Annotated in this window: 13 protein-coding genes; 5 read left to right on the forward strand and 8 right to left on the reverse strand. The window is 70.7% G+C overall.

All coding sequences use genetic code 11. From position 1 onward, the window contains the following. Positions 1-14 precede the first annotated feature (14 nt). Positions 15-647: a thiamine phosphate synthase gene (gene thiE, locus B9H04_RS15595; protein WP_049932939.1), complete on the forward strand. Its 633-nt coding sequence runs from the start codon at positions 15-17 to the stop codon at positions 645-647. Between the two features lie 10 nt (positions 648-657). On the opposite strand, the gene B9H04_RS15600 is transcribed toward thiE, so the two are convergent. After that, on the reverse strand, positions 658-1,509 hold the full coding sequence (locus tag B9H04_RS15600) for an SDR family oxidoreductase (protein ID WP_049932940.1): 852 nt from the start codon (positions 1,507-1,509) through the stop codon (positions 658-660). A gap of 117 nt (positions 1,510-1,626) precedes the next feature. Continuing rightward, positions 1,627-3,525: a S9 family peptidase gene (locus B9H04_RS15605; RefSeq protein ID WP_049932941.1), complete on the reverse strand. Its 1,899-nt coding sequence runs from the start codon at positions 3,523-3,525 to the stop codon at positions 1,627-1,629. A 113-nt stretch (positions 3,526-3,638) separates the two neighbouring features. Here B9H04_RS15605 and B9H04_RS15610 point away from each other — a divergent pair, with 113 nt between their 5' ends. The 4 genes from B9H04_RS15610 (at position 3,639) to B9H04_RS15625 (ending at position 7,462) form a co-directional block, all read left to right on the forward strand. After that, complete coding sequence (locus B9H04_RS15610) at positions 3,639-5,261, forward strand: FAD-binding domain-containing protein (RefSeq protein ID WP_049932942.1); 1,623 nt, start codon at positions 3,639-3,641, stop codon at positions 5,259-5,261. A gap of 59 nt (positions 5,262-5,320) precedes the next feature. Next, positions 5,321-5,554 (forward strand): YgaP-like transmembrane domain, encoded by a 234-nt coding sequence (locus B9H04_RS15615; protein ID WP_049932943.1) that lies wholly within the window; start codon positions 5,321-5,323, stop codon positions 5,552-5,554. 181 nt (positions 5,555-5,735) lie between these two features. Then, positions 5,736-6,968 carry an FAD-dependent oxidoreductase gene (locus tag B9H04_RS15620; protein ID WP_049932944.1) on the forward strand — a complete coding sequence of 411 codons (1,233 nt, stop codon included), beginning with the start codon at positions 5,736-5,738 and terminating at the stop codon, positions 6,966-6,968. An 83-nt stretch (positions 6,969-7,051) separates the two neighbouring features. After that, entirely contained in the window at positions 7,052-7,462 is a 411-nt protein-coding gene (locus B9H04_RS15625; protein WP_049932945.1) for a MaoC family dehydratase, read from the forward strand. A gap of 313 nt (positions 7,463-7,775) precedes the next feature. Here the strand turns inward: B9H04_RS15625 and B9H04_RS15630 are convergent, their stop codons facing one another. The 6 genes from B9H04_RS15630 to B9H04_RS15655 form a co-directional block, all read right to left on the reverse strand. Continuing rightward, positions 7,776-8,828, reverse strand: coding sequence for a 3-oxoacyl-ACP synthase (locus tag B9H04_RS15630; RefSeq protein WP_049932946.1), 1,053 nt, complete (start codon positions 8,826-8,828; stop codon positions 7,776-7,778). 151 nt (positions 8,829-8,979) lie between these two features. Then, a complete protein-coding gene (locus B9H04_RS15635) occupies positions 8,980-10,164 on the reverse strand; it encodes a branched-chain amino acid ABC transporter permease (protein WP_080508617.1) in 1,185 nt (394 codons plus the stop codon). Positions 10,165-10,363: 199 nt separating this feature from the next. After that, positions 10,364-11,416, reverse strand: coding sequence for a branched-chain amino acid ABC transporter permease (locus B9H04_RS15640; protein ID WP_085682848.1), 1,053 nt, complete (start codon positions 11,414-11,416; stop codon positions 10,364-10,366). Further along, positions 11,413-12,111 (reverse strand): ABC transporter ATP-binding protein, encoded by a 699-nt coding sequence (locus tag B9H04_RS15645; RefSeq protein ID WP_049932949.1) that lies wholly within the window; start codon positions 12,109-12,111, stop codon positions 11,413-11,415. Before B9H04_RS15645 ends, B9H04_RS15640 begins: the two co-directional genes overlap by 4 nt. Beyond that, complete coding sequence (locus tag B9H04_RS15650) at positions 12,108-13,019, reverse strand: ABC transporter ATP-binding protein (RefSeq protein ID WP_049932950.1); 912 nt, start codon at positions 13,017-13,019, stop codon at positions 12,108-12,110. Before B9H04_RS15650 ends, B9H04_RS15645 begins: the two co-directional genes overlap by 4 nt. Next, positions 13,019-14,294, reverse strand: a 1,276-nt coding sequence (locus B9H04_RS15655) for an ABC transporter substrate-binding protein (protein ID WP_085682849.1), incomplete at its 5' end; no start/stop codon positions are given. The genes B9H04_RS15650 and B9H04_RS15655, both read right to left, overlap by 1 nt.

The following is a 14,294-nucleotide window of genomic DNA, read 5'->3' on the forward strand; positions in this document are numbered from 1 at the left end:
GCCGATAATTACGCATGAATATCACTAAGTGGCGAACATACCTCGTCACCGCGGTGAGCCGGTCCGCGGGGCGGTCGACCCCCGAGGTCGTCGCGGCCGCGCTCGCCGGCGGCGTCGATGTCGTCCAGCTCAGAGACAAGGCGGCCACCGACCGCGAGCGGTACGAGACGGGGCTCCGGCTCCGGGAGCTGACCGCGGCGGCCGGCGTCCCCCTGCTCGTGAACGACCGGATCGACCTCGCCGCCGCGATAGACGCGGACGGGGTTCACCTCGGGCAGACGGACCTCCCGGTGTCGGTCGCCCGCGAGCGGCTGGGAGAAGGCGCCGTCGTCGGCGTGTCGGCCTCGACGGTGGAGCAGGCGCGCGAGGCCGAGGCCGCTGGGGCCGACTACCTCGGCGTCGGCGCCGTCTACGGCACCGACTCGAAGGACGTCTCCGGCGACCGCGACGGGATCGGGACGGAGCGGATCGCCGCGGTCGCCGACGCGGTCGACCTCCCGGTGATCGGGATCGGCGGCGTCGACGCGGGGAACGCCGCGCCGGTGGTCGAGGCGGGGGCGACCGGCGTGGCGGCGCTGTCGGCTATCACGGCCGCCGAGGACCCGGAAGCGGCGACCGCGGCGCTGCGGGCGGCGGTCACGGAGTGAGTCGACCCGCTCAGTCCTCGCGCTCGAACTCGGGCGCGAACAGCCGCGCGGACATGGGGGCGGGGTCGCCCTCGGTGACGTTGTACGCGGAGAAGTCTGTCACGCCTGCCTCGCGGAGCAGGTCCTCGTCGTAGAAGCTGTTGCCCGTACACTCAGCGGGGTCGCGCGCGAGGATCTCGAGGACGGCGTCGGAGACGACCTCGGGGGTGCGCCAGTCGTCCTCCGTCCCGAGCCCGAAGTAGCGCGTCGCGCGGGTGTCGATCGTCGTCACCGGCCAGAAGGTGTTACAGCCCACGTCGTCGCTCGCCAGCTCCTCGGCGAGCGAGAGCGTGATGAACGACATACCGAGCTTCGACCACGCGTACGGCGCCTTCCCCGGTGAGCGGTCGGTCACGATCGGCGGCGAGTTCGACAGCAGCCACGCCTCGTCGAGCCCCGCGAGGTGGTCGGCGAACGCGTGCGCGACGAGGTGGGTCCCGCGGACGTTCACGTCGGTCAGGAGGTCGAACCGGTCGGCCGGGAGGTCCGCGACGTTCGCCAGCTGGATCGCGCTCGCGTTGTTGATGACGATGTCGACCTCGCCGAAGCGGTCGATCGCCTCCTCGACGACCGCCTCGACGCGGTCCTCGTCGCGGAGGTCGAGTTCGAGCGCGAGCGCCTCCGGCCCGCGCTCGCGCACCTCCCGGGCCGTCTGCTCGATCGACCCCGCCAGCTCGGAGTCGTCGTCGTCCGTCGTCTTGCCGGTCGAGACGACGTTACAGCCGCGGTCAGCGAGCGCGAGCGCGATCTGTTTGCCGATGCCGCGCGTCGTTCCGGTGATGAACGCCGTCGAGTCCGAGAGATCGGGGTCCGCGAGTGCCATACCCCCCGTTCGACCGACCGCGTGTTAAACCACGGCGTAATCGGTCCCGCCCGCCGACACCAGTCGACCGCCGGCGTCAGTCGAACGCCGCGTCGCTAATGCCCGAACCGCGCCTCGCTAGTCGTCCAGCGAGGCGACGGCGGTGCGCTCCGCGCCGATCCGACGGTCGAGGAAGTCGTCGAGCAGTTCCAGCGAGCGGATCTTCTGGTCGATGTCGCCCGAGCCGTGGCCCTCCTCGCCGAGCTCCTCGTACTCGTAGTCGTCGCCCTCCTCGAAGCCGGCCTCGTCGAGCGCGTCGCGGAGGATCCGCGCCTGCGAGACGGGCACCCGCGGGTCGTTGACACCGTGGACGATTAGGAGGGGCGCGCCGACGTTCTCGACGTAGTTCACCGGGCTGCGCTCCCGGTAGGTCGCCTCGTTCTCGTCCGGCTCGCCGAGGTTCTTCACCATGAGCTCCGTCCGGAAGTGGGGCATGGTGTTCTCGTACATGTCGAACAGGTCGCTCACGCCGACCCACGCGATCCCGGCGGCGTACAGGTCCGGGTACTGGACCATCTGCCAGTTGGCGGAGTAGCCGCCGTAGGAGCCGCCGTAGACGGCGACGCGGTCCTCGTCGAGCCAATCGTACTCGTCGAGGACGTGCTCGGCGCCCGTCGCCACGTCGCCCTGCTCGGCGCCGCCCCAGTCGTCGTACAGCTCCTCGACGAACTCGCGGCCGCGCCCCGTGGAGCCGCGGTAGTTCACCTGAAGCACGGAGTAGCCGCGCGAGAGCAGGAACTGGACGCGGTAGCTGAACCGCCGCATGTCGTGGTGTCGCGGCCCCCCGTGCGGATTGACGACCAGTGGCGAGGGTCGGCGACCGGAGTCGAACAGCAGCCCCTCGATCTCGAACTCCTCGTAGGGGTCGTGGTCGACCGCCCGCGCCGGCGTCTCGGGGACCCCGTCGGAGACGAACGAGACCGTCTCGGGCTCGACGAAGTCGTCGGGGTCGAACGGGCCGTACTCCGCGTCGAACACCGTCTCGGCGTCGTCGGTGGCGAGATCGTACGCCACCAGCTCCGGCCGCCGGCTCGACGTGGTCCGGTACGCGAGGAGGCGGTCGTCGGCCAGCCGGCCCTCAGTGACGCTCGCGACGCCCGCGGGGAAGTCGAGTTCTTCGCTCTCGCCCGTGTCGGCGTCGTAGACGACGGGCACCGTCACCGCCCCGCGCGTCCGGCTCACGACGAACCGGTCGCCGCCCTCGAGGAAGTGGCTCGGCGACTCCTCGAACTCGCCCTCGCCGAACCACGCCACCGTCGCGTCCTCGACGCCGTCGGCGAGGTCAACAATCCCGGCCCGCCCGAGGTCGGTGGTGTTGTCGACGACGAGCAGGCGGTCACCGTCAGGACCCCAGTCCGCCGGCGCGGCCTCGGCGCCGACATCGCCGATCTCTAGGTTCACGGCGTTCGACCCGTCGCCGTCGGCGACGTACACGTCGCTGTTCTCGTAGGCGTCGGTCTCGTTCGTGGTGTACGCGATCCGGTCGCCGTCGGGGGAGAGTTCGCCGGCTGCGACCGCACGCTCGTAGTCGGTGAGCTTCGTCGTCTCGGCGGTCGACACGTCGTGGCGGTAGAGGTTCATCTGCCCGTCGCGGCTGGAGCCGAGCAGGAGCGTCTCGCCGTTCTCGCCCACGTCGTGGAGCCGGATCTGGCCGTCCATCTCGACGACGGGCTCGCTCTCGCCGTCAAGCGACATCGCCCACACGTCGTGCTGCTCGTCGCCGCCCTCGTCGCGGTGATAGAAGAGCCGGTCGCCGCTCGGGTCCCACTCGAAGCCGGCGCGGACGGAGCGCGGCACGTCGCCGTCGCTGAGCTGCTCAAACGAGCCGTCGGCGGGGTTGAGAAGGTGAAGCTCGTTGCGGCCGGTGACGTCGTAGTAGAGGGCGACCGTCTCGCCGTCCGGGGACACGCGCGGGCTCGCGATCGTCGGCAGCGAGGCGAGTTCGCGCAGTACGTCGGTCTCGTCTGTGTCAGACATCCGTGAAGTAACGGTGGCGGAACCCTATTCAACGTTTCCCGTCCCCGAGCCCGCGCCGCGTCCGAGCCCGGCCGACAGGCCCATGCGACGGGAACTCGTAACAGAGCTAACCCATGGCTCCCGGCGAGGACGCGCCGCTTCCGAGGGCTCCCAGCCCGGATGCGGTTCGGTCGATCTCTCGGTCCGACGACGCTCCCGACGAGCCGGGCACCGTCGTCTGGCACCGAGACGATCTGCGGATCGCGGACAACCCCGCGCTCGCGGCAGCCGCGGCGGACGCCGACCGGATCCTCCCGCTGTTCGTCTTCGACCCCGGCTTCTACGACGAGCGCGGCGCAGCCTGCGACGCCCGGATCGAGTTCCTTCACGACTGCCTGCGGGACCTCGACCGCCAGTACCGCGACGTGGGCGGGGCGGGGCTGACGTACGGCCACGGCGACCCGCTGGACGTGCTCGCCCGGTTCGTCGACGCCGGCTGGGAGGTCGTCGCGAGCGCGACGGCGAGCGGGCGGTACGGCCGCCAGCGCGACGAGCGCGCCCGCGAGCGGCTCGGCGTCCGCTTTGTCGCGGGCGACGGGCTCGTCCGCGACGCGGACCGACCCCGCGAGGACTGGAGCGACCGCGTCGAGTCCTGGTTCGCCGCCGACCCGTTCGACTGGGACCCCCGGTCGGTCGCGGTTGAGCGCGTCGAGACGGGCGTCGACCCGGACCGGGTGAGCGACGCCTACGGAGTCGCCCCGACGAAGACGCGCGTCCCGACGGGCGGACGCGGTCCGGCGAAAGATCGACTCCGCGCGTTCGCGGAGCGGATCGCCGAGTATCCGGGGTCGATATCCTCGCCGGTCGACGCCCGCGAGGGGACGAGCGGCCTCTCGGCGTACCTCCGGTTCGGCTGCCTGTCGGTCCGCGAGGTCCACCGCCACGTCGACGAGCGCGCGCCGGACGGGCGCGGGAAGTCGATGTACGTCTCGCGGCTGTTCTGGAACCGCCACTACACGCAGAAGCTGCTCGACTGGCCGGGGTGGCTCGACCGCGCAGTGAACCCGGTGTACGAGGGGTTCAACGGCGACCGCCACGATCCGGACCTCGTCGCGGCGTGGAAGCGCGGCGAGACGGGGTTCCCCATGGTCGACGCGAGCATGCGCTGCCTGCGCGAGACGGGGTGGCTGAACTTCCGGATGCGGGCGCTGTGCGCGTCGTTCTACTTTCACATCCTCCAACAGCCGTGGCGGATCGGCGCCGACCACTTCTACGAGCACCTGATCGACGGCGACCCCGCGATCAACTACACCCAGTGGCAGTCGCAGTGCGGGCTGGTCGGCCGCCCGGGACTGCGCTTGTACGATCCCCGCAAGCAGGTCCGCGATCAGGACCCCGACGGCGAGTTCGTCGGGCGGTGGGTCCCCGAGCTCGACCCGCTCCCCGCCGCGCACCTCGACGCCCCCGAGAAGACGCCGCTCGCGGTCCAGCGCGAGGTCGGGATCGAGATCGGCGAGGCGTACCCGTACCCCGTCGTCGACTACGAGGCGGCCCGGGAGGAGTTCCGCGAGCGCTACGGCGCGGTCCACGGCGCGGCCGCGGCCCGCCTCGGCGACGAAGAGATCGCGCGACGCGCGTCGCTGTCGGGGGGTGTCGGGGCCGCGCGGTCGATCGCGGCCGACCACGGCGAGCCGGCCGAGGCGGACGGGGACGACGCCGACGCGACCTCGCAGACCGGCCTCGACGAGTTCGGGTGAACGCGAGAGGCGAGTCGGCGGTGGAAAGGTTCATACGGCCGTGAGCCGTATTGTGACGCATGAACCAAAACGTCGGTGCGATGGACAAGCGCGTCAGGACTGCGGTCGGTGCCGTCGCCGGTGCCGCCTCGTTAGCCACCCTCGCGGGCTCCGGGCCCCTCCCCGCGGTCGCGGCCCCGGTGCTCGGCGTCGTCGCCCTCGCGATGCTCGCGACCGCCGCGACCGGGACCTGCGGCCTCTACTCCGTGCTCGGCGTCGACACCTGCCCCGCCGACGCCGGCGGACCGCGCTGAGCCGCCGTCGCGGCCGGATCCGGAATTCGGCCGGTAACACCCTTTCGAAACCGGTTTTCTCCCTCGTTCGACGGCAGTCTCAAGTGCGCGGAATGCGTATATATGGCATGATCGACAGTGACCGGAATCGACGGCGTCTCGCGGCGGAGCACGCTCCCGCGCCAACCCGGGTGACCGTCGCGTGAGCGACGACTCGACGGTCTTGGTGATCGGCGGCGGCGCGACGGGAACGGGCATCGCTCGGGACCTCGCCATGCGCGGCGTCGACGCGACGCTCGTCGACCGCGGCGGCCTGGGTAGCGGCACCTCCGGTCGGTCGCACGGCCTCCTCCACAGCGGGGCCCGCTACGCGGAAGCCGACGCCGAGGGGGCCGAGGAGTGTATCGTCGAGAACCGGACGCTCCGTGATATCGCCGGGGCGTGCGTCCGCGAAACGGGCGGCCTGTTCGTCCGGCTCGACGGCGACGACCCCGACTACTTCGAGGAGAAGATCGCGGCCTGCGAGGCGATCGGCATCGAGACCGAACGGCTCGACGGCGACGCCGCCAGCGAGGCGGTGCCGGGCCTCGCCGACGAGGTCCAAGAGGCGTTCCGCGTGCCCGACGGCGTCATCTACCCGTCCCGGTTGGTTGCCGCCAACGCCGCTGACGCCGAGCGCCGCGGCGCGACCGTTCACCCGCACGCGCCGGTCGAGGACGTGACGGTCCGCGACGGCGCGGTCGAGTCCGTCCGCGTCGGCGGCGCGGTCGATGCGACTCTGACCCCGGACATCGTCGTCAACGCCACCGGTGCGTGGGCCGACTCGATCGCCGAGATGGCCGGCGTCGAGGTCGGAATGGCCCCGAGCCGGGGCGTGATGGTCTCGGTGGAGTACGACGGAGCGCCGCCCGTGCTGAACCGGTGTCGCGACCCCGACGACGGTGACATCGTCGTGCCCCACGACGGCGAGGTCGTGCTGGGGACGACGAGCGTGCCGGTCTCTGACCCCGACGACTACGAGACGGAAGACTGGGAGATCGAGCGCTCCGTCGAGGAGTGCGCCGCGATGCTCCCCGCGGTCGCCGACGCGCCGACGGCCCGGACGTGGTGGGGCGTCCGCCCCCTCTACTCGCCCGACGAGGCGGGGTCGGACCGCCGCGGGATCTCGCGCGGGTTCACGCTGCTCGACCACGACCGCGACGGCGCGGCCGGGCTGTACAGCGTCGTGGGCGGCAAGCTGACCACCTACCGCCAGATGGCCGAGACGACCGTCGACGAGGTCTGCGACCGCCTCGGCGTCGACGCCGCCTGCGAGACGGCGACGGAGCCGCTGGCCCACGCCGACGATCCGGACCGACTGGATGAGCTGGTCGAGGCGTACGGCGGCGCGAACCCCACCGACGTGGACGTGGTCGACGCGCCGGCGGACGACTGATCCACGCCGGAGGCAGTCCCCGACGCAGCACGGGTTCGAGGCTGAACCGCGGGATTGAGGCGGCGGGCGCGCGTCCGATCGGTATGCCAGTCGCGACGGTCGGCGAGACGGCGACGCACGAAGTAACGATCACCGAGGAGACGATCGAGGCGTTCGCGGCCCTCTCGGGCGACGAGAACCCAATCCACCTCGACGACGAGTACGCCGCCGACACGATGTTCGGCGGCCGCGTCGCGCACGGAATCATCTCGGCCGCGGTCGTCTCCGCGGCGCTCGCGCGGCTCTCCGGCGACATCGTCTACCTCTCGCAGGAACTGTCGTTCGAGAAGCCGGTGTACCCGGGGGAGACGGTCGAAGCGAGCGTCAGCGTCATCGACGACATCGGCGGCGACCGGGTCGCGGTCGAGACGACCGCGACCGTCCCCGAGCGCGACGAGCGCGTCCTCTCCGGCGAGGCGACGGTGCTGTCCGTCCCGCACGGAGAGAGCGACTGACCGACGGAGGCGGACGCTCGGCCGAGCCATTTTGTAAATGACGACGCGTCGAAGCGGTGGCGCGTGCCTCCGAGCGGGCGCCGGAGGCGGCCGCGAGGAGCGGGCGAGGGAGTCGCGAACGCCCGGAGGGCGTGAGCGACGAGGCTGGGGAGGCGTGAGGTGCTGTGCGGGGCGGGAACTCAAAGGGGCAGCCGCGACGTAACAGTGTAAGTAATCGAATCGCCCGTCTCGGACGGAACCGCACAGAGATCAGTCGAGCCCCCTGTCTTGCGAGTTCTGGAGAACCGTGAGACGCTCCGCTGTTTACAAGCGGTCAGCCTCGCCACCGGATCACTGTCGCGGACCACGTGTACCCCGTCCCGGCCGCGAGCAGGCAGCCGAGGTCGCCCGGTTCGAGGCGCTCGGTCTCGACGCCACGCTCCAGCGCGAGCGCCTGGTCGACGCTCTGGACGTGGCCGAACTCGTCGAGGTAGTAGCCGTCGCTCCTTGGATCGAGGCCGAGCTCGTCGAGGACCCGCTCGTGGAACGACCGCTTCATATGGGTGAGCGCGACGAAGTCGAGGTCGTCGCGGTCGAACCCGGACCGTTCGAGGGCCGTGTCGGCGACCGAGAGGTACGCGGGCAGCGAGACGGGCCCGAGCCGCTCTTTCATCCCGTCCGGGTCGGGCACGTCGAGGGTGTGAAGCCCCTCGCGCACGGTCTCCTCGCTCGGCGGGCGCTTCGACCCGCCCGCCGGCATCACCACGTCGCCGGCGAACGAGCCGTCGGTCTGGGCCGCGCTGGCGCGGACGGTCGCCCGCGCTCGACCGTCGAAGCGATCGGCCTCGTTGTTGACCGATCCGCCGTCGGTCGCCTCGACGACGAACGCGCTCGCGCCGCTGCCGAAGTTGAACATGAAGGAGCTGTCCTCGTTGCCGTAGTCGACGAGGTCCTCCTCGCGGCTCGCGGCGACGAGCAGCGCGGTGTCGATCGGCTCGGTCTCCAGCTGGGCGGTCACCTGTCGGAGCGCGATCGGCGCGCCCGCACACAGCGTGTAGCTCTCGGTCGCGTACGCGTTCGTCGCCCCGAGTCGGTCGGTGATCGCCGCCGCGGCCGACCAGACGACGTGGTCCTTGTACTCGGATCCGTGGTAGACGACCACGTCGAGGTCGGTCGGATCGACGTCGGCGTCCGCGAGCGCGCGCTCGGCGGCCGTCACCGACATGTCGGTCGCGTGGTCGTCGTCTGGCGGACAGACGTGCTTCTCACGGACGCCCATCTTCTCGACGACGACCTCCTCCGGGATGCCGCTCTCGGCCGCGATGGCCTCGCCGGTGATCGTCTCGTCCGGGACGTACGTCCCCAGTCCGGTGATCGAGACGGTCATCCGTCTCCTCCGCGCCGCGTTCGGTCCGGTTCGCCGCGCCGCGTTCGGTTCGCTCCGTCGTATCGCGTGATATCGGTCATGTGTCGTGTGTCTACGTCGCGGTCCGTCGCGGGACGTGCGACGGAGGCCGCGGAGCCGCGGGCCCGCGACGCTACCGGAGGTAGCGCCGCAGGTGGTCCGGGAGCCGCTTCCCGACGGTGCCGCCGAGCCGGTCGCGTAGCGTCCCGAGGATGCCGTTCGGGACGAACAGCACGAACAGCACGAAGATGATCCCGAGGTACAGCGGGGCGCGCCCGTCGACCGCGGTGTTGACGAACAGCTCCACGCTGATCCCGAACAGATCCGCTTCGAGGACGCTCGCCGGGAGCTCCTCGCGCAGCAGCGTCGCGATCCCGCCGCTCTCGGTCGAGAGCACGTCCTCTAACCCCTGCGTGAACAGGGTCCCGTACACCGGTCCCGCGAGGGTGCCGAACCCGCCGACGATCGTCGTGATCAGCGCGTCGGCGGTGACGAGGAAGTAGAACGTCCCGTCGGGCGCGACGGAGCGCGAGTAGGCGGCGAAAATCCCGCCGGCGACCGCGCCGAAGAAGCCGCTGATGGCGAACGCGGCCAGCTTGAACCGGTAGGTCGCGTAGCCGACGGCCCGGGCGCGCTCCTCGTTCTCGCGGATCGCGATCATCACGCGCCCGAACGGCGAGTGGATGATCCGCTGCATCGCGAAGTAGCAGACGACCACTACGATCCCGAGCGCGTAGTACGAGACCACGGTCGCCGACAGGTCGATCCCGAGGCCGAGCAGGTTCTCGACGCTCTCGCCCGTGAGCCGCCCCACGTCGAGGCTCAGCGCGTCGACGAAGGGGACGCCGATGGCGAGCGCGTCGCCGCTCACCGTCGCGCCCTCGGTCGGGTTCGTCGAGACGTACCCCCACGAGCGGATCAGCTCGTAGATCACCTGCGCGAACCCGAGCGTGATCATCGCGAAGTAGACGCCCGTGAGCCGGAACGACACCGACCCGATGACGAGCGCGAGCAGGCCGGCCACCACCGCGCCGAGCAGGAGCGTGATCATGAACGGCGTCCCGCCCGGGATCCCCGGCACCTGCCCGTTCGCGGCGAGGACGACGAAGTAGCCGCCGGTCCCGAAGAAGGCAGCGTGCCCGAACGAGAGGTAGCCGGTGTAGCCGCTGACGAAGTCGAAGCTCATCGCGAACAGCCCCATGTACAGCACCACGACCATGAACGTGATCGCGGGGAGGAACGTCTCCGCGAGCGGCGCCGCCGGCGTCGCGAGCAGCGCCTCGTAGCCGAGCGGATACAGCAGGAACCCGACGATCACGGCCGCGTGAACCGCGTGGTCTCGCAGGTATTCGCGGAGGCCGCCGGTTGCCTTCGACGGCGGAACCGGATCCGTCTCGTCGACGGGAGCGTCCGATTCGTCGACGTGAGCGCCGGAACCGTCGACCGGTGCGCCCGCGTCGCCGACCGACCCGTCGGAGTCTGCCGGGGCGTCCGCGTCGACACCGGAGTCGGGGTCGCTAATGGCCTCCCACCTCCTCGACGCCGTAGAGCCCCTGCGGGCGGAGTATCAGCATCACCACGAGCAGGAGGAAGATGGTCACCTCGGAGAGGCCGGGGAAAGTGACGATCCCGGTGGTGAACAACCACGTCGTCACCGAGTCGGCGATCCCGACGATACCCGCCGCGACGAGCGTCCCGGTGAAGCTCCCGAGCCCGCCGATGATCACGACGACGAACGCGTACAGCAGCACGTCGATGCTCAGGAGGACGCTGGGGCCCCAGATCGGGTCCCACATCAGCAGGACGCCGCCGACCGCGGCGAGGCCGGGCCCGACGCCGAAGACGACGGTGAACGCCTGCCGCACGTCGACGCCGAGCGCCTGGACCATCTCGGTGTCCTCGCTGCCGGCCCGGATGTAGAGGCCGTACAGCGTCTTCGTCAGGAACGCCCAGACGGCGACGGCGACGACCGCGCCGATAGCGACCTCGAAGAGGTACAGCCGCCTGACGCCGACGCCGAGCAGCTCGGTCCGCCCGAGCAGCACGTCGGGCGCGGTGCCCATCGGTGCCTGCCACTGCGGGTTCGGCTGGATCCCCCGGAGCGTCAAGACGATCCGGGCGACCTCCTCGATGATGAGCGAGACGCCGAAGGTCAACAGGATCTGGTAGGTAGGCGTCCGGTCGTAGATCGGCCGGATGAGCGTCACCTCCATCGCGCTGCCGGCCGCGGTGGTGACCGCGAACACGAGCGCCAGCGCGACGAAGAAGACGAGGATCGTCGCGACCGTCCCGGTGTTCGCCCCGACGAGCAGGACGAGCACCAAGCCGCCGAGGTACGCGCCGACCATCGCGATCGCGCCGTGCGCGAAGTTGAGCACGCCCATCAGCCCGAAGACAAGCGTCAGGCCGACCGCGATGGTGAAGTACACCGCGCCCTTGCCGATCCCCTCGGCGAGCACGCGAGTGGCCGTCTGGAGGCCGTCGACCGCGCCGCCGGTCGCGAGCAGCGCGCCCGGGTCGACGAGCGGGGCGACCTGCGCGGCGGTCCCCGCGAGCGGTCCGAGGCTCATGCGGTCAGGTACCTCCGGATCCGTTCGTCCTCGCTCGTGACGCCGGCGGTCTCTCCCTCCTCGACCACGACGCCGTGGTCGATGAGGTAGAAGCGGTCGGCCAGATCCATCGCCAGCCGGAAGTTCTGCTCGACGAGGACCATCGTCGTGTCCGCGGAGGCCGCGCGCAGCGCCTCCACCACGTCCTCGACGATCTGTGGCGCGAGCCCCTCGCTCGGCTCGTCGACGAGCAGCAGGTCGTTGTCGCCGAGCATCCCTCGGGCGATCGCGAGCATCTGCTGTTGCCCGCCGCTCAGGTCGCCCGCCTCCTTGTCGGCGAAGCGGTCGAGCGCCGGGAACAGCTCGTACGCCCCCGCGATCCGAGCGCCGGGATCGGCGGCCGAGTGGGCGGCGACGCGGAGGTTCTCCTCGACCGTGAGATGCGAGAATACGCGTCGTTCCTCCGGCACCCACCCCATGCCGCGGGCGGCGATCTCGTGGGGCTCCATCCCCGTCACGTCCGTCCCGTCGAACCGGACCGTCCCCTCGCGGGGCGGCGTGAGCCCGAGCGCGGTGCGGAGCGTGGTCGTCTTCCCGACGCCGTTCCGGCCGACGAGGGCGACGATCTCGCCCGCCTCGACTGACAGCGACAACCCCTGAAGGATGTGGCTCTCGCCGTAGTAGGTGTGGACGCCGTCGAGTTCGAGCGTCGTCACCGCGACTCACCCCCGGCGCGCACGCGTCGGCCGCCGTCGGCGGCCGCGTCGCCGTCCGAGCGCCCTCCCTCGTCGGCGGAGCGCTCTCGTCCGTCGGCGGATCCCTCGCGGCCGTACCCGCCGAGGTACGCCTCCTGAACGTCCTCGTCGCCGCGAACGTCCTCGGGCGGCCCGTCGGCGATCAGCTCGCCGCGGTGGAGGACGGCGATACGGTCGGAGATGTCCATCACCACCTCCATGTTGTGTTCGATGAGCATCACCGAGTGATCCTCGGCCACGTCCTCGATCAGCGCGACGACCTCGTCGACGCCCTCGCTCGACACGCCGGCGGTCGGCTCGTCGAGCAGGAGCAGATCCGGGTCGCCGGCGAGCGCGACCCCGATCTCGAGGCTACGCTTCTCGCCGTGACTCAGGTTCTGCGTGACGGTCTCGGCCTCCTCGGCCAGCCCGATCCGTTCGAGGATCGCGGTCGCCTCCGCGTAGTGGTCCTCGAAGTCGGTCACGTTGCGCCACAGCTTCCACGAGTCGTTCCCGCGGCTCGCCTGCGCGGCGACGCGGACGTTCTCCAGCACCGACAGCGTCGGGAAGAGGTTCGTGATCTGGTACGACCGGTGGATCCCCGCGAGCGCCGTCTCGTCCGGCGAGGCCGTCGTGATGTCGATCGCGGAGCCGGTCCCGTCGGCACCGGCGGAGGCCGCCCCCGCGTCTCTGCCGCCCGATGGGGCGAACCGGATGCTCCCGTCGGAGGGCTCCAACACGCCCGTGAGCAGGTTGAAGAACGTCGTCTTCCCCGCGCCGTTTGGGCCGATGATCGAGCAGAGCTCGCCGGTCTCCAACGCGAAGTCGACGCCGTCGACGGCGGTGATGCCGCCGAAGCGCTTCGTGAGCCCCTCGGTCTCCAGCAGCATTACAGCGAGCAGCTCGCGTCCTCTTCGGGGACCATCACGTCCTCGGCGTCGAGCCGTTCGAGGGGCTGGCCGGGCATGATCGGCGCGCCCCAGGTGTCGGCGTACTCGTCGCTGGTCGGGACCGGCCACGCGACCGTCATCTGCGAGGCGGCCTGGTTGTTGTGCTCCTGGAAGGTGTACCCGTCCGCGCCCTTCGGCGTTTCAGCGACGGTCATGCCGCGCAGCGCCTCGGCGATGTCGGCGCCGTCCGTGGAGCCGGTCTCCGAGACGGCCTGCGAGAGCGCCGAGGCGGCGGTGAACGTCCCGGCGCTGAACAGGTCCGGCACGATGCCGTACGCGTCGATGTGTAGCTGCCGGAACTCCTCGTTGATCGAGTTCTCGTACTGGTTCCAGTGGTACCGGCTGGTGAACGGTCCGAGCCCGGCGTCCTTGATATCCTGCTCGGTGAAGCCCTCGCCCAGCGCCGACTCGATGGTCCCGCCGATGAGTTGCGTCGTCAGCAGGGCGGCGAACCCGCCGAACACCTGGACGTCGTAGGAGATCGCGGAGGTGAGGAACTGCGGCAGCGTGGACGCGGTGAAGCCGCCGACGACGCCCGTCGCGCCGTCCGACATCGCCTGTTCGAAGAGCCCGTCGAACTCGGAGTACCCGACCTCGACGAAGCGGGGTTCCAAGACCTCCACCCCGTTGTTCTCCAATACCTGAGTGTAGTTTTCCGCGACGCTCTGCCCGAACGCGTTGTCGGACGCGAACACCGCGACCGTGTCGATGTCGAAGTTCTCGGCGACGTACGTGCCGCCCGCCCGCGCGTCCATCGCGGTGTGCTCGCTCGCGCGGAACGCCATCGGGTGACAGAACTCGTCGCTCACCGTGATGCCGGCGTCGGCCGCCGGCCCGATCAGGTAGGGGATGTCCGTCTCGTCGACGACGGTGTTGATGAGCCGGCGCGCGCTGTCGGAGGAGGTCCCGCCGAACAGGATGTCGACCTCCTCTTCCAAGACGAGGTCGGTCGCGACGCTCTGGGCCGTATCCGGACTGAAGCCGGTGTCCTCGACGATGATCTCGTAGGTCGGGCCGCCATCGGGCTCGACCGTGTACGTGCCCGGCGTCGCCTCCTCGACGGGGTCGAGGTCGTGCTTGTACGCCAACCCGGAGTAGAACCCGCGGAGGCTGATCTGCCCGTAGTACTTGAGGTCGCCGGAGGTCGGCTGGAGCGCCCCGATCCGGACCGTCTCGCCGGAGAGGTCGCCGCCGTCTCCGCCGTCGCCCCCGCCC

Origin of the sequence: Halorubrum ezzemoulense DSM 17463, from assembly GCF_002114285.1 — an archaeon.
GTDB classification, from domain to species: domain Archaea; phylum Halobacteriota; class Halobacteria; order Halobacteriales; family Haloferacaceae; genus Halorubrum; species Halorubrum ezzemoulense.